The sequence below is a fragment of the Stenotrophomonas sp. ATs4 genome, assembly GCF_051861585.1.
GTDB classification, from domain to species: domain Bacteria; phylum Pseudomonadota; class Gammaproteobacteria; order Xanthomonadales; family Xanthomonadaceae; genus Stenotrophomonas; species Stenotrophomonas maltophilia_AS.
Genome location: NZ_JBLYPK010000009.1, coordinates 184,442 through 209,222 on the forward strand (window position 1 = coordinate 184,442; position 24,781 = coordinate 209,222).

Consider the following 24,781-nt stretch of genomic DNA (forward strand, 5'->3'; position numbering starts at 1 on the left):
GGGATCGCTCGGCGGTGCCAGGTGATGTGGAGCTGTGGGCGCCGCGGACGGTGCTGGGATTCAGTCACGACCTGGCGATGAAGTATGGGCAGATCCATGTGGTTTGTGGGTCTGCTTCTGATAGTGAATTTGGGCGGTGCCCGACGGACGGAGTTCCGTCAATAGTTAGCGGGCCATCCGAAATTGTCCTGCGGCTTGTGGAGAGCCGGACAGGCCTGCGCACGGAGCTTCGGGTGCTCGGAAGCCTTCAGAGAGTCCTGAATGATTGGACTTGTAGCCCGGATTACTGGGATAGCAGTCAGCGGGCGCTCCATGAAGCGTTCTATTACACCTGTGGTATCGATCAGCCAATCGGTACAGGTTCCAAGCTCTCATTTCCCTCATCCGAACTGACGCGTCTCGTCGCCGGTCACTGGAAAGCCACGATGCGCCTGAACATCAAAGCCGATCCAGTCGCAGCACCGGTCGCCACGGCCACCTTCAACTTCGACTTCACCGTCACCGACTACGACGCGATCTCGATCTACTTCCCCGGCTTCGACGGCATCGCACCGCTGGTCAACATGGACCTGCGCTACGACCCCATCCGCAAGATGGTCGGCGGATACAAGGAAGTGGACATGTGCCTGTACGACGGCGTGGGCTCGCAGAGCGAGTTCCTCGGCGTCACCGTGCGCGACAGCGGGCCGCGACCACCGCCGGGACGGGACTTCGCGGTCTGGCACGCGGATGGCGGCAGTGACGACACCCAGCGCCTCGACTACCAGGTCAGCCTGAACTACGGCGGCAACCGCCTGGCGATGAAGAACGGCGAGGAGCAGTTGCTGCGCGGTATCGACAGCGCACAGCTGCGGCTGGTGATGCTTCCTGGCATCAGTCAACCCGTGTACTGCGTGCCCACGCCATTGACGCTGGAAACGCCGCCTACGCCCATCGCCAGCAAGCGTCCCGGCCTCTACGACGGCGAGCTGACGGTAGAGCTGCGCGTGCCGACTGCCAAACCCTGATTCTCACGGAGCCTGATCATGAAGAAGCTGCTGTTCTGTCTGTTGCCATTGGGCGCGCTGCTGGCCCCACCGGCACATGCCAACCTCTCCATCCATCCAATGCGTGCGGCCGTCGATAGCAAACGCGGTACGCAGATCCGCGTGTACTCGCACTCCACCCAGCCGCAGTACGTGCAGGCACGCCTGCTGCGCATCTCGAATCCCGCGCAGGTTGGCGAGGAAGAGATGGAGGTGGAGGCCGCCGACGCAGCAGTTGCCATCACGCCTGGCAAGTTCGCACTCAGTGGTGGCGGCAATCGTCTGATCCGGGTCATACCGCTGCAGACCGTCGAGAAAGAAGCGGCTTATCGCATCTACTTCGAGGGCGTCAGGGGGCCGGATGGAACCCTTCTCGAAGACGACGAGCAAGCTGCCCAAGCCAACGTCGGCGTCAGCCTGGTCTGGGGCGCGTTGGTGAACGTGTTGCCCACCAATGGCAGTGTGGACCTGCAGTTTCAAGGCGACACCCTGCGCAATGTGGGGACCCTGCGCGTGGGAATCACAGGGCTGGCCGAGTGCAGTGCCGGCGGTGCCTGCACGTCCCACGACTTTGCAAAAAGCCTGTACCCCGACGCGGAGCTGAAGCTGCCGTTCCAGCCTCAACCGAGTAGCACCCTGCGGTTGCACTACCGCCTGTCCAAGGACGGTCACCGCGAACACGTAACGAGCCTGGCGCCGAGCGCCTGAACTTTGCTGGCCCTGCGTCATGCGCAGGGCCTCATTTTCCATGTCCTGTTAAGGAGAGAGATCTTGAATCACATCTATCGTCGCATCTGGAGTGTCGCAAAGAACTGTTGGGTGGTTGGGAGTGAACTTGCATCACCGCGATGCAGGGGCACTCGAAAGGTGTCCGATGGCAAAGTCGCGAGTTCAGTAGCCCTGTTTGGCCTTCTTGCCGTTGGAAGTGTTGGAGATGTGCATGCCGGACTGTACCTCGGCTGCAGCCCATTCTCGTCCGGCGATCTGCTGAATTGCACCCCGCATGCTGGACACTATGACGAGCGAGTGTTCACGCCTTACGCGAACACCAGCGGCACCAATGTGCTGGCGATGGGGGCAGGTTCTCGAATCAATGCCAGCTATTCGTTTGCCTTTGGCCACGGAACCCGCATTGATGGTGACAACAGTGTGGCCTTTGGCTATAAGGCGAGCGTGTATGCCCGCGACAGTGTGGCAATCGGCAATAGCGCAGTTGTCACAAATAATGGTGGATACAATGTTGCCATTGGAGCCAAGGCGTACGCCGCCTACGTTGGTGCAACAGCGCTTGGCAATGACTCTCGCGCGAATTCCAAGAATGCGATCGCTATTGGTAGTGGTTCGCGTGCTTCTGCTGAAGATTCTGTCGCTCTTGGTGCAAATTCCAGCGCGTCGGAACGGAATACGGTATCCGTCGGAACTTCAACCCAGAAGCGTCGTGTCGTAAACGTTGAGGATGCGCGTCTGAACAGTACCAGTTCGGATGCGGTGACTGGCAGGCAGTTGAATACGACCAATAGCAATGTCACGGCGGCGCGATCTGTCGCTGATACAGCGAAGGTCAATGCTGACAGCGCGTTGTCGAAAGCCAATGCGCTTTCCGGGCTGCTGAGCCAGACATCTGTCTCAGGTAGCGTCCGCCTCGGTGCAAGCAACAGCGGTACCGTACTGGACGTCCGCAACAGCACCAGCGCGAATCGCAAGGTCACGGGCGTGGCGGATGCCACACTGAGCACGACCAGTACGGATGCTGTGTCGGGCAAACAGCTGAATGCCACTAACAGCAATGTCACTGCCGCGCGCTCGGTCGCCGACTCCGCCAAGACCAATGCCGACGGCGCGCTGGCAAAGGCCAATACGCTCTCCGGCCTTCTGAGCCAGACTTCTGCTTCGGGTAATGTTCGTGTAGGTGCAAGCAACAGCGGCACCGTACTGGACGTCCGCAACAGCGCCAGCGCCAATCGAAAGATCACGGGCGTGGCGGATGCCACACTGAGCACTACCAGTACGGACGCTGTGTCAGGCAAACAGCTGAATGCCACCAACAGTAATGTCACAGCCGCGCGATCTGTCGCCGACGCCGCGAAGACAAATGCTGACAGCGCACTGGCAAAGGCCAACACGCTTTCGGGCCTCTTGAGCGAGACGTCTGTTTCGGGAAATGTCCGACTGGGCGCATCCAACAGTGGCACTGCCCTGGACGTGCGGAACAGTGCCAGCGCCAACCGCAGGATCACGGGTGTTGCGGACGCGACGTTGTCCTCGACGAGTACCGATGCGGTGACCGGTCGGCAGCTCAACACCACCAACGGCAATGTCAGCACCGCGATGAGCGATGCCAGTTCCGCCAAGACCGCAGCGAATACCGCGCTGACCCAGGTGGGTACGCTCAACGGGTTGCTGAATCAAGTCAGCGCCAGCGGCAATGTTCGCGTGGGTGAGAAGAATAGTGGCTCCGTGCTGGATGTGCGCAATAGTGCAAATTCGAACCGGAAGCTGGCCGGCGTGGCCGATGGCGTGGTCAGCGCCAGCAGCTACGAGGCCGTCAACGGCAGGCAGCTCAGTGCCACCAATGACAAGGTGACGACGGTGGAGGGTATCGCTAGGTCTGCGGGTGCAGATGCTGGTGTGGCAAAGACGGATGCAACCAAGGCGCTGGCCGAGACCGCGGCGCTGGGCGGGCTGGTGGCGCAGGTTTCCGCGTCCGGCGATGTGCGCCTGGGCGGGAAGAACAGCGGTGCGACGTTGGACGTGCGCAACAGCGCCAATGCCAATCGGAAGATCAGTGGTGTAGCGGATGGGCTCTTGAGCGCCAGTAGTGATGAGGCTGTGTCTGGGAAGCAATTGTATTCAAGCAATTCACGGATATCAGCCCTGGAAGGCGTTAATCAGTTCCTGAGTATTGGCGTGGCGCCCATCAGTGAGCCTGCTGAAGCGGGGGCAGGAGGAGTCGCTATCGGTAACTCAGCCAGGACAGGTTCTGAAAGTGGGACCGCGGTTGGTACTCGAGCCAGAGCAATGGGCAGGAGTTCGACTGCGATTGGTAGAGGGGCAACCGTTTTTGAGGAATCCGAGAATGGCTTTGCGATGGGGGCTGGTGCTGAGGTGGGGTCAGCAGGCGGCGGTGCGAATGACGGTGTTGCGATTGGCGCGGGCGCAAAGATCGGGACCGGGGCTCACGGTTCGCTGGCACTTGGGAGGGACGCCCAAGCAAACGAAGCCGGAGTTGCATCGTTCGGAAACAGTGGCATGCAGCGCCGCCTTGTAAACATCGCCCGAGGCACCGCCGACCACAACGCCACCACCGTTTCCCAGCTCAAGGACTCCCTCGCCACCCTCGGCGGCGGCGCTGACATGGATGCCAGCGGCAACATCATTGCCCCAACTTACGCAGTGCAGGGTGGAACGCAGAACACCGTCGAGGATGCACTGATGGCACTCGATGGCGCTGTCATCACCGCAGGCCGTCGCGCCGACAAGGTGGAAGTCCAACTCAGCTCGATCTTCCAGGATTCACCTTCGGCCCGCACCGACGGCATGAACCAGATCGCGCTGAATGGCGCGAATGGCATGGTGCTGACCAACCTGGCTGACGGCCGAGTGGCGCCAGGAAGCCGTGATGCCGTAACCGGCAGCCAGTTGTACGCCGCCGAGCAGAAGATCTCGCAGAATCGGAATGACCTGGAGGCGATGCGAAAGGAGCGGGAGATGCGCGAGCAGGCCATGCGTGGATTGGATGCGAGCGGTCCGATCGATTTTGGGGGTGCGCGTTTGACTGGCGTGGCCGATGGTTCGGTTTCTGCGGATAGTCACGACGTGGTCACCGGTCGCCAGTTGTTCGGCGTCAGTGATCGAGTATCCAAGATCGAGCATCAGGGTCGCTTCCTCAAAATTGACACGGATCAGCTGAGCGAAGATGCCTTCGCAGGATTCTTGGGTGTTGCCATTGGTGACTCGGCTCGAACGCAGGGAGAGGGAGGGACGGCACTGGGGGCCTATGCGAGAGCGCTTGGTGTTAACTCTGTCGCTCTTGGTCGTGGCTCGGGCGTTTCTGCTGACGCTCCTTACGGTTTTGCGGTCGGCACTGGATCTCAAGTGCACTCCGCACGAGGTATTGCGATTGGCAGTGGCTCGGTAGTTGACTCATATGCAGCAGGATCTCTGGCTTTGGGCGCCAACTCTGCGGCTACAGAAGTTGGAGTTGCTTCCTTCGGCAACGCGACCGCGCGGCGCCGCCTCGTAAACATCGCCAACGGCACCGCCAACCACAACGCTGCCACCGTCGGCCAGCTGCGCGGTGCACTCTCCGCTCTCGGCGGCGAAGTCGATGCCAACGGTAACATCGTCGGCCCCAGCTTCAACGTGCAGGGCCAGTCCCAATCCACCCTCAATGGCGCATTGGAAGCGCTCGACGGCGCAGTTGTCAGCACCACCTCGCGCGTGAACCACGTCGAATCCCAGCTCCGCTCCGTGTTCCAGGAAACCCCTTCGGTACGCGCAGACGGCACCCAACAGCTCACCCTGGCCGGCGCCAACGGCATGGTCATCTCCAACGTGGCCAACGGCCTGATCGCGGCCGGCAGCCGCGATGCGGTCAACGGCGGCCAGCTGCATTCGATGCAGCAGCAGCTCAACGGCCGCATGGATGGGCTGGAGCAGCGCATTGACGATCAGCCGCAGGCCCGCGCCATGGCGGCAGCATCCACGCCTTCGCCATCCACCGAAGAGATCGTGCCGACGCCGGAAACCAGCGGCTCGCCACAGATTGCCTCTACCGGTGAAGGTGACAAGCCGACGCCGCAGCCGAAGTCGAAGCAGGACGACATGCCCAAACCGCAGGTCGACACCGCCGACCTGGAGAAGATGCTGGCCCGTGCCAACGAGTACACCGATGGTGCGATCAGCACCTTCGAGCGTCGCCTGGACAAGATGGACAAGCGCTTCAACCGCATGGCGGCGATGAGCAGTGCGCAGAGCGCGATGGCGATGAACACCGCCGGTCTGGCCACGTATAACCGCCTGGGTGCGGGCGTGGGCTACAGCGAGGGTGAGTCGGCGATGGCGGTGGGCTACCAGCGTGTGCTGAACGAGAAGGGTTCGGCCACCTTCAGCCTCAATGGTGCGTTCACCAACAGCGGTGAGCGCAGCATGGGCGTCGGCGTGGGCATCGGCTGGTAAGCCATGCAGCCCCGGCGTGGTGCGCGTAATGAACCCCGCCGCGCCGGGGTCCTTGCCGAGGAGATGGCAATGTACCGATGGGTGAGTCGATTCGTCAGCTACCGCACGTTCTACGTTTGGCGGGCGCGGTATTACTACTACACCCGGCATGTGGACGTCTGGATGCTGGCCAGCGTGCTGTGCTTCCTGGGGGTAGTGGCGCTGCTCTGGTACTACTGGCGGTTCACCAGTGTGCCGCCACCGCGCATGCATCCGCAGGTAGCTGCGCTACGGGTGGAGGGCATCACCAACGAGGCGATTCACCGCATTGTTCTGGTGCGTCACGGTGGCAGCACGCCGGGCCAGCCATTCACCACGGCGGAGGGTATCCGTGCCAGTACGCGGAGAACGATGCAGGTGCGGCAGGTGCTGGATGGCGAGATGGCATGGCGGCTGAAGGCGAACCTGCTGGCGGATATTGCCGATTACATCGAGGCGACCGCGGGCTGCGCGCCGTATCAATGCACAGGGGTTCAGGCGCACATCAGCCTGATGCGTGAGGCCGCGGCGGAGAACGCAGGCATCAACCGGTCGCTGCGGCCCATTCTGGAGGGCCCGCGTGATCTGGTGCCCGGTCTCACGAGCGTCGATCGCCAACGGGTGAAGAGCGGCTGGTCGGATTCGTTCAGTGACATCTATCACCAGGTATGGCTGTTGAACGATCTGCAGACCATGCACGCGCGGATGATGGCGGAGTACCCCAAGCGCGCGCCTGCACCGTGGTTGCCGGAGTGGTTGATTGGCCCGGAGCCGACAACCGGTAATGGCATGCCGCTGTAGAACACTGCCATGCTGGGTGGGGCCCGCGGATGCCACGCATTTGTAGAGTCGGGCTTGCTCGACTGCTCTTCGGCCAGCAATCGAAATGCCTGAAGCACGGTGCGGACCAACGGTCCGCACCCACCATCAGGTTTGGTCCGCACCGCACCGCTGCGCTCGCCGGCCATGGGCCGGCGCTACCGTCCTCCGTTACCCGCCGATGTAGGCAGTAATTTCCGCTTCGGCCAGCACCTGCCGCAACTGCGCCACCGACGCGCGTCGCATCGGCTTCTCATCCACCGGCGACAGCGGTGCCTGGCGCAGGGCGTCATACGGCAGCACGGCCAGGTCGAAGGTCAGCTCCTCGGCACTGAACACCCACACCGGTACATCCAGGCAGCGTTCGCGGTCCATGCGCAACCGGCGCGTCCGCGATTCGGCGGGAATACCGTGTTCGTCCAGGAAGCGGTGCACGGCTTCCGGGTCGTCGCTGTGCAGGTGCAGCTGCACGGGGCTGTTGGCGTCGGCGGTGCCCTCCAGCACCGGGCCGGCCAAGCGAGGGGCGAAGCCGTGCAGGAACTCCAACGCACGCATGGCGGCTTCGCGGCGGCGCTGCAGTTCATTGCCGTGTTGGGGCCCGGAGAACAGACGCTGGTACTCGCGCAGGGCGTCTTCAATCTCGGTATTGCGGGGCAGGGAGGCATCGTCGTGGATGCCGAGCCGGCTGGCGGCCTTCAACTTGGCCTGGTGGTAGTCGCGGATGCCGCCTTCGGCCATCAGGCGGGCGGCTTCGTGGGCGAGGCGGTGGCGCCGCTCGCGGGTCTGGCTGGCAGCATGCTGACGGGCGCGATGCATGCGATGACTCCCTGTTGCGACCTGGCTACAGACTAGCGCACGGATGTGACATCTGCGTGGGTATTCAAGGCAGGCGCCGCTGCGCTCGCCGGGCATGGCCCGGCGCTACCCGTGCAGAACGGTGTCCGACGGATGCATCGGAGCCAACCAACGGTTGGCACCCACCAACGCTTTGGTAGGTGCCGACCTTGGTCGGCACGGGGCGCCAACCAAGGTTGGCATCTACCGGAGCAGCGCGGGGCTGTGCCCGGTGGATGCATCGGTGCCAACCAAGGTTGGCACCCACCGACGCTCTGATGCCAACCAACGGTTGGCACCCACCATCGCTTTGGTAGGTGCCGACCTTGGTCGGCACGGGGCGCCAACCAAGGTTGGCAGCTACCAGGGATGCATCGGTGCCAACCCACGGTTGGCACCCACCAATCCCTTCCTCAGAAGATATCGAACGCGGCGGCGTCGGCCTGCGGCGTATTGAGGTTCAGGTCGTAGTCGGTCAGGCGGTCCATGTCTTCCACCTTCACCCACTCGGTCGCGCCGTTGAGGGTGGCCTGGACCATGCCGCTGGGCGGTTCGTTCTGTGCGATCGGGGTGTCCTTCAGCGCGGTGCGCATGTAGTCGATCCAGATCGGCAGGGCGGCCTTGCCACCGTATTCGCGGTAACCCAGCGAGCGGAAATCGTCGCGGCCCACCCACACGGTGGTCACGTACGGGCCGCCGAAGCCGGAGAACCAGGCGTCGCGGTGGTCGTTGGTGGAGCCGGTCTTGCCGCCCACGTCTTCGCGGCCGAGCACCTTGGCCTGGGCACCGGTACCGCGCTGGACCACGTCGCGCATCATCGACACCAGCTGGTAGGCGGTGCGGGCGTCGATCGCGCGCGGGGCGGTGCGGGCATCGGGGTTGACCGGCGCGGCCGGGGGTTCGGTCTTGGCTTCGGCCTTGGCGGCTGCAGCCGGGTCCACCTTCGGGGCCGGGGCGCCGAAGTTGAAGCCGTCCACCACCTGGTTCACCGGCTGGTCGCTGCTGCCGGCGCAGTCGCGGCAGGCCAGCGCCGGGTTTTCCTTGAATACGAGGTTGCCGTCGCGGTCATTGACCTGGTCGATCAGCCAGGTGTCCACGCGCGAACCGCCATTGGCGAACACAGCGTAGCCGCGGGCCACCGACAGCGGGGTCAGCGAGGCGGTACCCAGCGACATCGACAGGTTCGGCGGCAGTTCCGATTCGGCAAAGCCAAACTGGCTGATGTACTTGCGCGCGTAGTCCACGCCCATGCCATCGAGCAGGCGCACCGACACCAGGTTGCGCGACTGCACCAGCGCTTCACGCAGGCGCATCGGGCCGCGGAAGCCGCCGCCGTCGTTCTGCGGGGCCCAGGTCTTGCCGCGGCGGTCGCGGAACACGACCGGGGCGTCGAGCACGATCGAGGCCGGGTTGTAACCCTTGTCGAAGGCGGCCGCGTAGACGAACGGCTTGAAGCTCGAACCCGGCTGGCGACGTGCCTGGGTGGCGCGGTTGAACTTGTTGCCGGAGAAGCTGAAGCCACCGACCAGCGCCTTCAGTGCGCCGTTGTGGGCATCCAGCGAGACCAGCGCGGACTGGCCGCGCGGAAGCTGGTCCAGCAGCCACTCACCTTCCTTGGCACCGGCACGCACGCGCACGATGTCGCCGCGCTGCACCAGCTTGCCCAGGGTCTTGTTGGTCCACTTGGCAGCGCCGGCCGGCAGCACGATCTCGCTGCGGTTGGCCAGCACCACGGTGGCGCTGCCATCGGCACCCGTGCTGGCGACGATGGCCGGCAGCAGGCCGGCCTGGCCGAACATGCCGCGCAGGTGCTCGGCCAGGGCGGCGGCGTCTTCGCCGGCACCCACCTGTACCTGCTTTTCCACGCCGTGCCAGCCGTGGCGGTGGTCGTACAGCAGCAGGCCGTCGCGCACCGACTGGTTGGCCGCAGCCTGCAGGGTGGCATCAATGGTGGTGGTGACGTGGTAACCCTTGTTGACCACATCGCCGCCGAAGCGGGCAATCATTTCCTGGCGCACCAGCTCGGCCACGTACGGGGCATCGACCTGCACCGGCGGCTCATGCGCGGTGGCGTGCATCGGCACGGCCTTGGCCGCGTCGGCTTCGGCCTGGCTGACGAACTTCAGGTCGGCCATGCGCTGCAGCACGTAGTTGTCGCGGCGCTGGCGGGCACGTTCCGGGTTGGAGATCGGGTTGCCCGAGGACGGGAACTTGGGGATGCCGGCAAGCGAGGCCATTTCATCCAGGTCCAGCTCGTTCAGTTTCTTGCCGTAGTAGAACTCGGCGGCGGCGGCCACGCCGTACGCGCGGTTGCCGAAGAAACTCTTGTTCAGGTACAGCTCGAAGATCTCGTCCTTGCTCAGCTCGGACTCGATCTTCCGCGCCAGCAGGATCTCGGCCAGCTTGCGGGTGTAGCTGTACTCGGAACTGAGGAAGAACTGGCGGGCGACCTGCTGGGTGATGGTGGAACCACCGGGCACGCGCTTGTCGCTGGTGGTGGCCAGCAGCCACACCGCACGGCCGATGCCCATGTAGTCCACACCGCCATGCTCGTAGAAGCGGGCATCCTCGGTGGCCAGGAACGCCTGCTTCAGGCGCTCGGGCACGTCCTTCATGGTGATGGGGGTACGGCGGGTCTCGCCGAACACCGCCATCAGCTTGCCGTCGGCGGCATAGACGTACATGGGCTCCTGCATTTCCACGTCGCGCAGGGTCTGCACGTCGGGAAGCTTGGAGGAAACGGCATAGTACAGACCGCCCACGGCGGCCGCGCCGATCAGCGCCAGGACCAGGACAATCAGGAAGATCCAGCGCAGCCAGCGGCGGAGTCGAGTCATCGGGTTCAGATTCCGATTGCGAATTTCGTGGTCGCAGAGTATAGATTACGCAAGGTGGCGGCTGGGGTCGTTGCCGGGGAGCGCAAAGGGAACAGTCAGGGGCTGCATGGTGAATCCGTGAGGGACTTCACAGCAGGGCCGTTGCCATTTGCTAAGAATACGTTATTAATGCTCGGGCGCAGGTCTTGCGTCCAAGTGCCCGTCGGCAGGGGAGAAACCGTGGGGCTCATCCCAAAAAGTCAGTCGCCGCTTGTAGGCGTCGACATCAGTTCGACTGCGGTAAAGCTTTTGCAGCTGTCCCGCAGTGGCAACCGTTTTCGTGTGGAACATTACGCTGTGGAACCTCTTCCGCCGAATGCGGTGGTGGAGAAGAACATCGTGGAAGTGGAGGCCGTGGGTGAGGCCATCCGCCGTGCGATGAACCGCTCGGGCAGCAAGGCCAAGCTGGCCGCTGCCGCCGTCGCCGGTTCGGCGGTGATCACCAAGGTGATCCCGATGCCGGCCGAGCTCGACGAAAACGACATGGAAGCCCAGATCGAGCTGGAAGCGGTCAACTACATTCCGTACCCGATCGAGGAAGTGAACCTGGACTTCGAGGTGATCGGGGCGATCCCGAACAACCCTGAGATGGTCCAGGTGCTGCTGGCTGCGTCGCGTTCGGAAAACGTGGAACTGCGCCAGTCGGCCCTGGAACTGGGTGGCCTGCAGGCCAAGGTGATGGACGTGGAGGCCTTCGCGGTCGAGAACGCCTATGCCCTGGTCGCCAGCGAGCTGCCGGTGTCCATCGAGGGCGTGGTCGCACTGGTTGATATCGGCGCCACCATGACCACCCTCAATGTCCTGCGCGGTGGCCGCAGCCTGTACAGCCGCGAACAGGTGTTCGGTGGCAAGCAGCTGACCGACGAGATCATGCGCCGCTACGGCCTGAGCTACGAAGAGGCCGGCCTGGCCAAGCGCCAGGGTGGGCTGCCGGAAAGCTACGAGATGGAAGTGCTGGAGCCGTTCAAGGAGGCCACGGTCCAGCAGATCAGCCGCCTGCTGCAGTTCTTCTACGCAGGCAGCGAGTTCAACCGCGTCGATCACATCGTGCTGGCCGGTGGCTGCGCCGTGTTGGGTGGCCTGCCGGAAATGGTCGAGGAACAGCTGGGCGTGCCGACCGTGGTCGCCAACCCGCTGGCGCAGATGACCCTGGGGCCGAAGGTGAACGCGCATGCGTTGGCCCAGGATGCCCCCGCGCTGATGATCGCCACCGGTCTGGCGCTGAGGAGCTTTGACTGATGGCGCGCATCAATCTATTGCCCTGGCGCGCCGAGCGGCGCAAGCAACGCCAGCGCGAGTTCTACGCAATGCTGGGCATGGCCGCGATCGGTGGCCTGCTGCTGTCGCTGCTGATCTGGTTCTATTACGACCGTCAGGTGAGCGGCCAGATGGACCGCAATGCCTATCTGGAAGCCGAGATCGAGAAGGTCAAGGAACAGAACAAGGAGATCGACCGCCTTGACGCGCAGAAGGACCGCCTGCTGGCACGCAAGAAGGTGATCGAGGAACTGCAGGCCAAGCGCTCGCAGATGGTCCACCTGTTCGACGCGCTGGTGCGCACGATTCCTGACGGCGTGGTGCTGACCGCGCTGCAGCAGGAGGGGGACATGCTCACTCTTGAGGGCCGGACCCAGTCCAATGCACGCGTGTCGGCTTACATGCGCAACCTGGAAACGTCGGGCTGGATGACCAATCCGGAGCTGTCGATCATCCAGGCCAGTGCTGCGGACAAGAACGCGACCGGCACGGTGTCCGACATCAAGGCGCTGCCGTACATGTTCAAGGTCACGGTGAAGCTGCCCGCGCAGAGTGAAGAGACCGGCGCGCAGGGCTTGAATGCCGATGGCAGTGTGGCGGCCACACCGGCTGCGGCGCCTGCTGTGGCACCGCTGGCGGCAGGTCCGGACGCGGCGGCACCGGCCGTGGCACCAGCCACTGCCCCGGCCCCGGCCCAATCTGCCCCGGCTACTGCACCGGCCAGCGCACCCGCTGCGGCGCCGGCCAAGCCGAACCAGCCCGCCGCACCGGCACCGGCCCCGGCCAAGCCTGAGGGCAGCCGCTTGGCGCAGCCGCCGCAGGCCTCCAATGCCCCGTTGCAGGGGAACCGCGCATGAGCCAGAAGATCGATCTGAAGAACCTGGATTTCAACGACATCGGCAACTGGCCGCAGAAGGCCAAGATCGTCTTCTGCTCGTTGCTGGCGCTGGTCATCATGTTCGTTGCGTGGATGCTGCTGATCAGCGGCAAGCGCGACGAACTGTCCAGCCTGGAGTCGAAGGAAGGCGACCTGCGTACCGAGTTCACCAAGCAGCAGGAACGTGCAGTGAACCTGGGGCCGCTCAAGCAGCAGCTGGCGCAGATGGAGCAGGTGCTGCAGCAGATGCTGCGGCAGCTGCCCAGCAAGACCGAAATGCCGGACCTGATCATCGACATCTCGCAGACGGCGCTTTCCAGCGGTCTGACCAGCCAGTTGTTCGAACCGGAACAGGAGCAGGTCAAGGAGTTCTACGCCGAGAAGCCGATCAAGCTGAAGATGGTGGGCAGCTACCACCAGTTCGGCGCTTTCGTCAGTGGCGTGGCCTCTTTGCCGCGCGTGGTGATCCTGACCATGCACGACATCAACCTGAAGCCTGCGGACAAGACCGGTGGCGGCGCCCGTGCTGGTGCACTGGAACTGTCCGGCACGGTCAAAACCTATCGTTACCTGGACGAAACCGAGGTCCAGGAACAGCAGAAGGCTGAAGCCGGCAAGGAGGACAAGAAGTGACGCGTTCCTTCTTTGCACGTTGCGGGATGGTGGCTGCCGTGCTGCTGCTGGCTGCCTGTGGCCGTGGCGTGACCAGCACGCCGGGCGATGCACCGAACCTGGAAAAATGGGTGGAGGGCGAGCGAGCCCGGCCGGCACAGCCGCTGGAGCCGCTGCCGGTGATGCAGCAGTTCGAGACCTTCGAGTACTCCGCGCAGGGCCTGCGCGATCCGTTCACCGATGCCTGGACCAATCCGCAGGGGAATGGCGGAATGCGGCCAGATCCGAACCGGCGCAAGGAGCCCCTGGAGGGCTTCCCGCTGGACGCACTGGACATGGTCGGTACCATCGGCACCGGTGGTGGCACCGTTGCACTGGTGATGGGGCCGGACAAGGTGACCTACCGGGTACGCCCGGGTGGCTACCTGGGGCAGAGCGACGGACGGGCCACGGCGGTCTTCGAGGACCGCGTGGAGCTGATCGAACTGGTGCCGGATGGCGCGGGTGGCTGGCTGGAACGTCCGGCAACGCTCTCGCTTGAAGATCAATGATCGTTTACTGGGGATAGCACGATGACCTTTCACCAAGCCAAGGGGCTGCGTCCCATCCGGCGCTCTACCTTGAACCGTGTCAGCGCGTTGGGAGTCGCGCTGATGCTGGCCTGCGCTCCGGCGCTGGCCGCCGCACCGGCGGAGAAGCCGGTGGGCACCACCGTGGCACCGGCCGCTGCGCCGGCCGGCCTGTCGGTCGCCAGGATTGATTTCAAGCGGGGCGATGATGGCGCCGGGCGCCTGATCGTCCAGTTCGATGGCCAGGGTGCGATCCCGGACCTGCGGACACAAGGCAACAGCGTGGTGGTTGACGTCGGCAATGCCCGCCTGCCAGCCAACCTGCAGAAGCCGATGAACGTCGTCGACTTCGCCACGCCGGTGCAACGCATCGACGCCAAGCCGTCCGGCACCGGCACCCAGCTGGTGCTGAGCACCGGTGGTGCGGTCGAATCACTGGCCTACCAGAGCGGCAACGAATACGTGGTCGAGATCAGCCCGCGGCAGGCTCCGGCCGCTGTCGGTGCGGTCACCGCCGGCAGCGTGACCCAGGCCGCCAAGGCCGTCGGCCAGCGCGGCTTCACCGGCAAGCCGGTGACCTTCAACTTCCAGGACGTGCCGGTGCGCACCGTGCTGCAGTTGATCGCCGAGGAGTCCAACCTCAACGTGGTGGCATCCGACTCGGTGCAGGGCAATGTGACCCTTCGCCTGGTCAACGTGCCGTGGGACCAGGCGCTGGACATCGTGCTGCGCGCCAAGGGCCTGGACAAGCGACGCGACGGCAGCGTGATCTGGGTTGCTCCGCAGTCCGAACTGGCCAAGTTCGAGCAGGAGAAGGAAGACGCGCGCATCGCCATCGAGAACCGCGAAGACCTGGTCACCGACTACGTCCAGATCAACTACCACAGCGCCACGCAGATCTTCAAAGCACTGACCGAAGCCAAGGGCATCGGCGGCGGCGGTGGCGGTGGAGCAGGCGGTGGCGGCGGTGGTGGTTCGTCGCAGGAGGAAAGTGGCTTCCTGTCCGGCCGTGGCCGTATCGTTGCGGACGAGCGCACCAACACGCTGATGATCAGCGACATTCCGAAGAAGATCGCGCGCATGCGTGAGCTGATCAGCGTGATCGACCGCCCCGTCGACCAGGTGCTGATCGAAAGCCGCATCGTGATCGCCACCGATACGTTCGCACGTGAGCTGGGTGCGCGGTTCGGCATCAGCGGCAGCCGCGACAACGCCTACTTCAGCGGCAAGCTGGAAGCCAACGAGGCAACCCGCAAGTCGCAGGTCGAAGCCAATGCAACCAATGCAAAGGCGTATCGCGACTGGCTGGCCGGCGGCAGCACCGGCCCGGCGCCGGTGCCGGTGGGTTCGGCAATCACCCGTGGCCTGAACTGGGCCATGCCGGCGGCATCGACCAACCCGGCAGGCTCGCTGGCGCTGTCGATCCTCAATGCCGGTTATCTGCTGGACGTGGAATTGTCGGCCATGCAGGAAGAGTCGCGTGGCGAAGTGATCTCCAACCCGCGCGTGGTCACCACCAACCAGCGCGAGGCCCTGATCAAGCAGGGTAAGGAAATCGGCTACGTGACCATCAGTGCCGGTGCAGGTGGTGTCGCTACGCCGAACGTGCAGTTCAAGGAAGTGGTTCTCGAACTGAAGGTCACCCCGACCATCACCAACGACAACCGCGTGTTCCTCAACATGCAGGTGAAGAAGGACGAAGTGGACCGGCTGATCCAGCTGGAAGGCTATGGCACCGTGCCGTCGATCAACCGCCGCGAGGTCAATACCGCCGTGCTGGTTGAGGATGGGCAGACCGTGGTCATCGGTGGCGTGTACGAGTTCACCGATCGCAACAGCATCAGCAAGGTTCCGTTCCTGGGCGATGTCCCGTTCCTGGGCAACCTGTTCAAGAAGCGTGGCCGCAGCAAGGACAAGGCCGAGCTGCTGGTGTTCGTGACCCCGAAGGTGCTGCGCGTGGCCAAGCAGAACTGAGCCATCGCCACCTGCAACACGAAGAAGGGCCGCCCCGTGCGGCCCTTCTTCATTTGGACGATGGATCCACGCCACGCGCAAATAACCAGTAGATCCACGCCATGCGTGGATGCCCCAGTAGATCCACGCCACGCGTGGATGCCCCAGTAGATCCACGCCACGCGTGGATGGGCTTGGTAGATCCACGCCATGCGTGGATGGGCCGTTCAGCCGTTCTTGATGCCAATCGCAAGGCACCCTGCGATGATGTGGGGAACCCGTGCCGTCCCGCGCCGGTCAAAGGCCCCCATGAACCTGCCACCGCCGATGCCCGAAACCGCTTCGCCGCCGCCCGCGCCGGCGACATCCCGCCTGCATGGCGCCTTCAACCAGTTGCGCGACGCGCTGTCGGCCGAGATCGTCGGCCAGGCGGCACTGGTCGAACGCCTGCTGATCGCGTTGCTGGCCGACGGCCACCTGCTGGTGGAAGGCGCCCCGGGACTGGCCAAGACCACCGCCATCCGCGCGCTGGCCGCGCGCCTGGAAACAGACTTCGCGCGTGTGCAGTTCACCCCGGACCTGTTGCCGGCCGACCTGACCGGCACCGAGATCTGGCGCCCGCAGGAGGGTCGCTTCGAATTCGTGCCCGGCCCGATCTTCCACCCCATCCTGCTGGCCGATGAAATCAACCGTGCACCGGCCAAGGTGCAGTCCGCGCTGCTGGAGGCCATGGGCGAGCGCCAGGTCACCGTCGGCCGCCACACCTACGCGTTGCCGGCACTGTTCCTGGTGATGGCCACGCAGAACCCCATTGAACAGGAAGGCACCTTCCCACTGCCAGAAGCGCAGCTGGATCGTTTCCTGATGCACGTACGCATCGGCTATCCCGACGAGGCTGCCGAAGCGGAAATCCTGCGCCTGGCGCGCGAGCGTGCACGGGGCGCCTTGGGCGACGCTGCGCCCGCGCCGGCAAAGCTGCCGATGCAGGACGTCTTCGACGCGCGACGCGAGGTGCTGGACCTGCACATGGCGCCGGCGCTGGAGCGCTACCTGATCGAACTGGTACTGGCCTCGCGCGATCCTTCGCGCTATGACGCTGCGCTGGGGCGACGCATCGCGTGGGGCGCAAGCCCGCGTGGTTCGATCGCGCTGGAGCGCTGTGCGCGGGCGCGGGCGTGGCTGGCAGATCGCGATTTCGTCACGCCCGACGACGTGCGTGCCGTGGCTGCCGACGTCCTGCGTCATCGGGTGCTGCCAAGTTATGAGGCGACCGCCGAAGGCTGGGATGGCGAGCGTCTGGTGCAGGAACTGCTGGCCCGGGTGCCAGCGCCCTGAGTACGCGCATGACCGGAATTTCCAGGGAACCTGCCGCCACTGCCAGCGATGGCGATGGTCTGCGGCCGCAGTTGGCCGAGCTTGTGGCTTTGCGCCGGTTGGCGCAGCGACCGCCACCGCCGCGCAGGGGGCGGGCCGGCAGCGCGGGCCAGGCGCCGTCGCCGCTGCGTGGGCGCGGCATGGAATACGCCGAATCCCGCGAATACGTGGCGGGAGACGACGCGCGCCATATCGATTGGCGCGTCACCGCGCGCACCGGCCGCGCGCATACAAAATTGTTCCAGGCCGAACGCGAGCGGGTCACGCTGATCGTTGCCGACACGTCGCCTGCGCTGTATTTCGGCACCCGCGTGCGTTTCAAATCCGTGCAGGCCGCGCGTGCCGGTGCCATTGCGGCGTGGTCTGCGCAGCGACGCGGTGACCGCATCGGCGCACTGCGCGGGACCGATCGCGAAGCGCCGATCGCGCCGGCGGGCGGCGCGCGTGGCGTGCTGCGCGTACTCGATGCGCTCACCCGCTGGTATGCGCAGCCACCGGCCGATGACCTTGGTCTTGAGCGCGCGCTGGACCATGCCACGCGCGTGCTGCGGCCCGGTGCGCGGATCCTGGTGCTGGCCGATCCGCAGCAGGCCATCCGCATTCCGTCGGCGCGCTGGAGCGCGTTGGCCCAGCACCATGACCTCAGCCTGGTGTTGCTGGTTGATCCGCTGGAGCTGCAACCGCCATCGGCCCCGCTGCAGTTCCAGACGCTGCAGCAGCGCATTGGTCTCGACCTGCGCCGCAGCGAGGTGCAGGCCCATTGGAAGGCTCACTTCGTCGAACCGCTGCAGGAACTGCGACGCCAGCTTGGCGCGCGCCGCGTCGATGTGCAGGTGCTGTCCACCGATGCCCCCAGCGATGCCTGGCTGGCACCGTCGCCCACCGAGGTGCCGGCATGAGCGCCAATCTGCCGCTGCGCGACGTGCAGCTGCCGCCGGCTCCATCGTGGTGGCCGCCGGCACCGGGTTACCTGATGATCGGTGGCGCGGTCCTGCTGGCCCTGCTGGTGGCCGCATTCTTCTGGTGGCAGCGTCGTCGCCGCCGCCAACGCTGGCTGCAGCTGTTCGACCAGGAATTGGCGACCGTCACCGATCCCACGGCGGAGCTGGCGGCGATCGCCGGCCTGCTGCGGCGCGCCGCACGGCAGGCACAGCCGGGCAGCGAGTCACTGCGTGATGACCAGTGGTGGCAGCGCGTGGATCCGCAGGGCACGTTGGCCGCCTCCCGCCGCAGCCTGTTGGCTGAAGGTGCCTATCGCCCCCACGTGGATGCCCGCGAAGTGGCGGCCGTGCGCAGCTGGGCGCGCGAGCGCTATCTGGCGCTGCTGCTGGAGCGGCGCCGATGAACCTGCTGGCAAGTTACTGGCCGTGGCCGGACCTGCAGCTGGCGTGGCCGCTGGCGCTGCTGGCACTGCCGTTGCCGTTGCTGATGCGCTGGTGGAAGCGTCGCGCCGATCCGGGTGCTGCACTGCGTGTGCCGTATGCCGCAACCGAACTGGAAGCGCTGGCCGGTGGCGGCCGCGTCGATGTGTCGTGGCTGCGCACGCTGCTGCTGTGGCTGGGCTGGTGCGCACTGTGCATCGCGCTTGCGCGCCCGCAGCAGCTGGGTGAAGCCATTTCGCCGCCGCAGCAGGGCCGGCAGATGATGCTGGCGATGGACGTGTCCGGCAGCATGGGGGAAGGCGACATGGTGCTGGGTGGGCAGGCGGTCGATCGCCTCACCGCCGCCAAGGCCGTGCTTGCCGACTTCCTTGACCGTCGTGCCGGTGACCGCATCGGCCTGTTGGTATTCGGCGACCGCGCCTACACGCTGACGCCACTGACCGCCGATCTGGCCAGTGTGCGCGACCAGTTGCGTGACAGCGTGGTGGGCCTGGCCGGGCGCGAGACCGCCATCGGCGATGCCATCGGCCTGGCAGTGAAGCGCCTGCGCAGCCAGCCGGAGGGCCAGCGCGTGCTGATCCTGCTGACCGACGGCGTCAGCAATGCCGGCGTGCTGGAACCGCTGCGCGCGGCCGAAGTCGCGCGTGCCGAAGGCGTGCGCATCCACACGGTCGCGTTCGGCGGTGACGGCAGCATGCGTTTCCTCGGTATTCCCATTTCCGCCGACCAGGATCCGGTCGACGAAGCCACGTTGAAGCAGATCGCCAGCATGACCGGCGGCCAGTTCTTCCGTGCACGCGACACCGCGCAGCTGGCTGGCATCTATGCCGAACTGGATCGGCTGGAGCCGATCGCGGCGAAGGGACCGAGTCTGCGCCCACGCGAGGAACGCTATGCATGGCCACTGGCCCTGGCGTTGTTGCTGGGTGCGTTGGCATGGATGTGGCCGGAGCGTCGCCGATGATCGCGTTCGCTTCCCATCTTCCCGACTGGAACGCGCTGCACTTCCTGCGCCCGGATTGGCTGTGGGCGTTGCTGGCGTTGCCGCTGATCCTGGCCGTGGCGCTGTACCGGCAGCGACGCAGTGATGTGTGGCGGAACGCGGTGGACGCGCACCTGCTGCCGCATCTGCTGGCCGCCGGTGCACGTCGTCGCGCGCGCCTGCCGTGGGCGGTGCTGTTGGGCTGGACGCTGGCATCATTGGCCATGGCCGGACCCAGCTGGCGCCAGCAGGCACAACCGATGTTCCAGGCCAGCGCACCGCTGCTGGTCGTGCTGGACCTGTCCAGCCGGATCAATGCCACCGACCTGCCGCCGTCGCGCCTGCTGCAGGCACGGGCGAAAATAGGCGAGCTGCTGCGTGCCCGCCAGGGCGGTCAGGTGGGTCTTGTGGTCTACGCCGAAGATGCCTACACCGTGGCGCCGCTGACCGACGACGGCAGCAACGTCGCGCTGTATCTGGATGCATTGTCGCCCGACGTGATGCCGCGCGAGGGCCAGCGTGCCGACCGTGGCATCGACTGGGCAACGCGGCTGATGCGGCAGATCGGTGCACTGCGTGGACAGATCCTGCTGGTGACCGACCAGGCCGACGGTGAAGCCGGATTGGCTGCAGCCCAAGCGCGCAGCCTGGGCCTGCAGGTGTCGGTGCTGGGCCTGGGAACGCCGGCGGGTGCTGCCTACCGTGACGGCAGTGGTCAGATCCGCCAGGCCGCGCTGGACGAAGGCAGCCTGCGCGCGGTGGCTGGCGCAGGCGGCGGCCGCTATGTCCGTATTGCCGCGGATGACACCGATCTGCGCGCGCTGGGTGTACTTGACGCACGCGAAGGTACCGCTGCGCAGCAGCCTGGCGAAGGCCGGCAATGGCGCGATGAAGGCTTCTGGCTGCTGCCGCCGGTAATGCTGCTTGCGTTGCTGGCCTTCCGTCGCCGCGCGCTGCTGGCGGCGGTGCTGGCGGTGGGCTTGCTGCCATGGATGAGTGATGTGCAGGCGCAGACGCCTACAGCGCCTGTTTCCCAGCCGGTGCAGGGCACGCTGTGGAAGCGCAGCGACCAGCTGCAGCACCAGCGCCTGGCCGAAGGTGTGCAGGCATACCGCAGTGGTGACTTCGCCAGTGCACGCAAGCAGTTCGAGGGCATCGACAACGATGCCGGCTGGTACAACCTGGCCAATACGCTGGCGCGCCAGGGCAACTACGATGAAGCCATCGCCGCCTACGACCGCGCGCTGGCACTGCATCCCGGCATGGCCGATGCGGTGGCCAACCGCGCCGTGGTCGACGCCGCTCGCAAGCGCAAGCCGCCAGGTGGCCAAGGCAAGGGCCCGCAGAAACCGCCGCAGGACGGGCAGCAGAAACCGCCGCAGAACGGCCAGGGGCAGCAGAATCCGCAGGGCCAGCCGCCGCAGCCAGGCCAGCAGAATCCCGGCCAGGGCCAGCCGCAGTCGGGCCAGCAGGGCCAGCCCAAGCCCGGTGACGACAAGAACCCGTCGAGCCCGCAGCCCGGCGAGCGTGGCCGCGACGGCCAGCAGGCACCACCGCAGGTGGAAGATGCCAAGGCGCAGGCGCAGGCCGACGAGCAGCAGCGCCAGCGCATGCAGCAGGCAATGCAGCAGGCGCGCGAAGGCGAGGCGGACAGGGACGGCAAGCCAGTGCCGGCCGGCGATGGCCGCACGCCACGCCAACGCGAGGAACAACAGGCGGTGGAAGCGTGGATGCGACGTGTTCCGGATGATCCGGGCGCACTGCTGCGCGCCAAGTTCCAGTTGGAAAACGAACGCAGGAAGAGGGAAGGGCGATGACGCGGGCGACGAACATGCATGGGCGCTGGCCGCTGCAGGTGTTGGCGGCACTACTGCTGTGGCTGCCGCTGCTGGCGTGGGCGCAGCCGCGTGCCTGGCTCGACCGCGACCGCATCGCGATGGGCGACACGGTCACCCTCAATGTCGAGAGCGATCAGGGCGCCCCGGACTTCACGCCGCTGCGTACCGACTTCGACCTCAGCGGCCAGACCAGCAGCCGCCAGGTGGAGTGGAGCAACGGCAGCATGCAGCAACGCAATCTGTATGGCGTTGCGCTGACGCCACGGCGCAGTGGTGCACTGGTGGTTCCGGGCCTGCAGGTGGGCAGCGTACGTACCGCACCGCTGACCCTGCAGGTGGACGCGGCAACCGTGGCCGGCCCCGACAGCAATGCCATGGCCTTCATCGAAACTGTGGTCGATGACGATACGCCCTATGTGCAGCAGAGCGTGGGCGTGGTGGTGCGCCTGTACTTCGCTTCGCAGCTGGCCTCCGGCGAGCTGGTGCTGGATACCCCGGCCGGTGCCTCGCTGCAACGCGTGGGCGATGACCGCACCGATGTGCGGCAGGTCAACGGCCGTCGCTACAACGTGGTTGAACGGCGCTTCCTGCTGATTCCCGAGCGCAGCGGTGCTCTGCGGTTGGCCGGTGCGCGCTTCAGCGGGCGCAGTGCCGGTGGCTTCTTCGATGATTTCTTCGGCGGTGGCGATGGCCGAATGAATGCCACCGGCACCGACCGCACGCTGCAGGTGCAGGCACAGCCGGCACAGGCGCCGCAGCCCTGGCTGCCGCTGCAGAGCCTGCAGCTGCGCTACACCGGTGCACCGACCAGCGCCCGCACGGGTGAAGCGGCCAACGTAGTGGTCGAGGCCATTGCTGAAGGTGCAACCCGCGCGCAGTTCACCGATCTGCCGGTGCCCGATCTTGGCAGCGCCGCGCAGGTGTTCGCCGAACCCGCGCAGTACGAGGAGTCGTTCAATGGCAGCACGCCGCGGCTGAAGATCACCCGTCGTTATTCGATCGTGCCGCGCCAGACCGGGTCACTGGTGGTGCCGGGTCCGCGCCTGCCGTGGTGGGACGTGCGCGCAGGCAAGGCGCAGGAGGCGAAACTACCGGATCTGACCTTGACGGTTGCGGCCGGCAACGGTGGCAGCAGTGCTGCACCGGCGCCATTGCCGCCGATCGACACCGATGCGGCACTGCCGGGCGCCGATGGCCTGGACAGCCGCATCGCGGCGACCGATCCGCGCGCCAGTGGCATGGCCGAACGCCCGTGGCCGTGGATGGGTGCCGCCATCGGCCTGGCATTGCTATGGCTGCTGACCCTGCTGTGGGGCTGGCAGCGAGGGCGCCGCCCGCGTGCAGCGGCACCTGTAGCCGGCAAGCCCTCTGTGCCGGGTGTGGCGACCGGTCGTGCCAGTGTGGCCGAACTGCGCCGTTCGCTGGATGCCGAAGGCTTCGAGCAGGTTGAAGCGCAGCTGTGTGCGATGGCGGGCGTCGACCGCATCGAGCAGGTCATCTCCCGCCTGGCTGATCCGGCCCAACGCCAGGTGTTGCAGGAGCTGCAGCAGGCGCGCTGGGGCGGGCAGGGGGATCCGGCGTCGCTGCGCGCGCGTCTGCGCGAGGTCTTCCGTGACGGACCGCACTGGTCGGCGGCTACAGGCGCCACTGAAACTGGTCTGGCGCCGCTGTATCCGCCGCGGCGAACCTGAACCGGCGCCGCTTGCGCGCTTTGTTAGAGTGCATTCATTTTTCGAGGAAACCCGCGCATGACAGCAGCTGCTGCCGACAAGAAGAAGTTGCCCCTGCATTGGAAGATGGGCATCGGCTTTGCAATCGGCCTGGTCCTGGGACTGATCGTGCACGCCCTGGGCGGCAGCGTCGAAGGTCTGCAGACCGGTGCCAAGTGGGTCATGGATTACATCACCACCCCGGCGTCGGGCCTGTTCCTCAACCTGATCTTCATGCTGATCGTGCCGCTGATCTTCTCGGCGCTGATCATGGGCGTGTCGGAGATGGGCGACATCCGCGCCCTTGGCCGCATCGGCTGGAAGACGCTGGCCTACACCGTGCTGTTGTCCGGCATTGCCGTAGGCATCGGCCTGGTGCTGGTCAACCTGCTCAAGCCGGGCGCCGGCGTGGATCCGCAGGTCGCCGCGATGATGCTGTCGGAGAACGCCGAGCGCAGCAAGGAAATCGTTGCTGGCATCCATGGCACGCCGAAGGGCATGGACATGCTGCTGTCGATCGTGCCGAGCAACGTGCTGCAGGCCGCGTCGGACAACGGCGCGATCCTGTCGCTGATGTTCTTCGCGCTGATGTTCGGCATCGGCATGGTGCTGACCGACAACGAGAAGGTCGCCCCGCTGCGCCGCGCCATCGAAGGCGTGTTCGAAATCTCGATGACCCTGATCAACCTGGTCATCCGCCTGGCGCCGTACGCGGTGGCCTGCTTCATGTTCAACCTGGCTGCGCTGTTCGGCTTCGACCTGATCATCCGTCTCGGTGCCTACGTGGGCGTGGTGGTGCTGGCACTGGGCCTGCACATGGTGGTGACCTACGGTACGGCCGTGTGGCTGTCCGGCCGTTCGCCGCTGGCGTTCTTCCGCCAGACCCAGGAGGCCACGGTGATGGCGTTCTCCACCGCGTCCAGCAACGCCACGCTGCCGACCGCGCTGCGCGTGGCCGACCAGATGGGCCTGCCGCAGCGCGTGTCGCGCTTCGTGCTGACCGTGGGCGCCACCGCCAACCAGAACGGCACCGCGCTGTTCGAGGGCGTGACGGTGATCTTCCTGGCCCAGTTCTTCGGCGTGGACCTGAGCATCGGCCAGCAGATCATGGTGATGGCGGTCTGCATCCTGGGTGGCATCGGTACCGCCGGTGTGCCGTCCGGCTCGCTGCCGGTGGTGGCGATGATCTGCGCGATGGTCGGCGTGAACCCGCTGGGCATCGGCCTGATCCTGGGCGTGAACCACTTCCTGGACATGTGCCGTACCGCGCTGAACGTGACCGGCGACCTGGCCCTGACCACGCTGGTGGCCAAGGGCGAGGGCCACGACGGCCCGGCGCTGGGTCCGAAGCAGGACTGAGTCCGGAGCCACTGCTGGCGACCTGATCGGGGTCGGAGCCCTTTCCTTGCGGAAAGGGCTCCGACCCCTTTTTACATGTGGAATCCGGCGGCGATCATGAAATGCCGGCCAGCGGCCGG

General features: G+C 65.6%; 18 protein-coding genes. 16 read left to right on the forward strand and 2 right to left on the reverse strand.

The genetic code is table 11. The annotated features are described in order from the left end of the window. Window positions 1–77: 77 nt before the first annotated feature. The 4 genes from ABR323_RS16920 (at window position 78) to ABR323_RS16935 (ending at window position 7,022) form a co-directional block, all read left to right on the forward strand. Window positions 78–1,007, forward strand: coding sequence for a CfaE/CblD family pilus tip adhesin (locus ABR323_RS16920; protein ID WP_439450169.1), 930 nt, complete (start codon window positions 78–80; stop codon window positions 1,005–1,007). An 18-nt stretch (window positions 1,008–1,025) separates the two neighbouring features. After that, window positions 1,026–1,733, forward strand: a complete 708-nt coding sequence (locus ABR323_RS16925) for a pilus assembly protein (protein ID WP_439450135.1) — start codon at window positions 1,026–1,028, stop codon at window positions 1,731–1,733. A 63-nt stretch (window positions 1,734–1,796) separates the two neighbouring features. Further along, on the forward strand, window positions 1,797–6,203 hold the full coding sequence (locus ABR323_RS16930; RefSeq protein WP_439450136.1) for an ESPR-type extended signal peptide-containing protein: 4,407 nt from the start codon (window positions 1,797–1,799) through the stop codon (window positions 6,201–6,203). Window positions 6,204–6,272: 69 nt separating this feature from the next. Further along, window positions 6,273–7,022, forward strand: coding sequence for a hypothetical protein (locus tag ABR323_RS16935; protein ID WP_439450137.1), 750 nt, complete (start codon window positions 6,273–6,275; stop codon window positions 7,020–7,022). A gap of 189 nt (window positions 7,023–7,211) precedes the next feature. Here the strand turns inward: ABR323_RS16935 and ABR323_RS16940 are convergent, their stop codons facing one another. Together ABR323_RS16940 and ABR323_RS16945 are read right to left on the reverse strand one after the other, a co-directional pair. Next, a complete protein-coding gene (locus ABR323_RS16940) occupies window positions 7,212–7,856 on the reverse strand; it encodes a hypothetical protein (protein ID WP_075676367.1) in 645 nt (214 codons plus the stop codon). 431 nt (window positions 7,857–8,287) lie between these two features. Beyond that, a complete protein-coding gene (locus ABR323_RS16945) occupies window positions 8,288–10,711 on the reverse strand; it encodes a penicillin-binding protein 1A (RefSeq protein WP_439450138.1) in 2,424 nt (807 codons plus the stop codon). A 219-nt stretch (window positions 10,712–10,930) separates the two neighbouring features. Here ABR323_RS16945 and ABR323_RS16950 point away from each other — a divergent pair, with 219 nt between their 5' ends. The 12 genes from ABR323_RS16950 to ABR323_RS17005 all read left to right on the forward strand — a co-directional run bounded on the left by ABR323_RS16950 (window position 10,931) and on the right by ABR323_RS17005 (window position 24,662). Then, a complete protein-coding gene (locus ABR323_RS16950; protein ID WP_010484061.1) occupies window positions 10,931–11,989 on the forward strand; it encodes a pilus assembly protein PilM in 1,059 nt (352 codons plus the stop codon). After that, on the forward strand, window positions 11,989–12,864 hold the full coding sequence (locus ABR323_RS16955; protein WP_439450139.1) for a PilN domain-containing protein: 876 nt from the start codon (window positions 11,989–11,991) through the stop codon (window positions 12,862–12,864). Before ABR323_RS16950 ends, ABR323_RS16955 begins: the two co-directional genes overlap by 1 nt. Continuing rightward, window positions 12,861–13,517, forward strand: coding sequence for a type 4a pilus biogenesis protein PilO (locus tag ABR323_RS16960; RefSeq protein ID WP_135274935.1), 657 nt, complete (start codon window positions 12,861–12,863; stop codon window positions 13,515–13,517). The genes ABR323_RS16955 and ABR323_RS16960 overlap by 4 nt, the downstream gene beginning before the upstream one ends. Before the next feature lie 26 nt (window positions 13,518–13,543). Then, window positions 13,544–14,047, forward strand: coding sequence for a pilus assembly protein PilP (locus ABR323_RS16965; protein WP_135274938.1), 504 nt, complete (start codon window positions 13,544–13,546; stop codon window positions 14,045–14,047). Window positions 14,048–14,068: 21 nt separating this feature from the next. Continuing rightward, window positions 14,069–16,039, forward strand: coding sequence for a type IV pilus secretin PilQ (locus ABR323_RS16970; protein ID WP_439450140.1), 1,971 nt, complete (start codon window positions 14,069–14,071; stop codon window positions 16,037–16,039). A 288-nt stretch (window positions 16,040–16,327) separates the two neighbouring features. Next, entirely contained in the window at window positions 16,328–17,353 is a 1,026-nt protein-coding gene (locus ABR323_RS16975; RefSeq protein WP_439450141.1) for an AAA family ATPase, read from the forward strand. A gap of 8 nt (window positions 17,354–17,361) precedes the next feature. Continuing rightward, a complete protein-coding gene (locus tag ABR323_RS16980) occupies window positions 17,362–18,291 on the forward strand; it encodes a DUF58 domain-containing protein (protein ID WP_439450142.1) in 930 nt (309 codons plus the stop codon). Further along, a complete protein-coding gene (locus tag ABR323_RS16985; protein ID WP_439450143.1) occupies window positions 18,288–18,737 on the forward strand; it encodes a DUF4381 family protein in 450 nt (149 codons plus the stop codon). The genes ABR323_RS16980 and ABR323_RS16985 overlap by 4 nt, the downstream gene beginning before the upstream one ends. After that, window positions 18,734–19,738, forward strand: coding sequence for a vWA domain-containing protein (locus ABR323_RS16990; RefSeq protein WP_135274930.1), 1,005 nt, complete (start codon window positions 18,734–18,736; stop codon window positions 19,736–19,738). The genes ABR323_RS16985 and ABR323_RS16990 overlap by 4 nt, the downstream gene beginning before the upstream one ends. Then, window positions 19,735–21,573: a tetratricopeptide repeat protein gene (locus ABR323_RS16995; RefSeq protein WP_439450144.1), complete on the forward strand. Its 1,839-nt coding sequence runs from the start codon at window positions 19,735–19,737 to the stop codon at window positions 21,571–21,573. The genes ABR323_RS16990 and ABR323_RS16995 overlap by 4 nt, the downstream gene beginning before the upstream one ends. Continuing rightward, complete coding sequence (locus ABR323_RS17000; protein ID WP_439450145.1) at window positions 21,570–23,285, forward strand: BatD family protein; 1,716 nt, start codon at window positions 21,570–21,572, stop codon at window positions 23,283–23,285. The genes ABR323_RS16995 and ABR323_RS17000 overlap by 4 nt, the downstream gene beginning before the upstream one ends. Before the next feature lie 57 nt (window positions 23,286–23,342). Then, a complete protein-coding gene (locus ABR323_RS17005; RefSeq protein WP_135274927.1) occupies window positions 23,343–24,662 on the forward strand; it encodes a dicarboxylate/amino acid:cation symporter in 1,320 nt (439 codons plus the stop codon). Window positions 24,663–24,781: the final 119 nt, after the last annotated feature.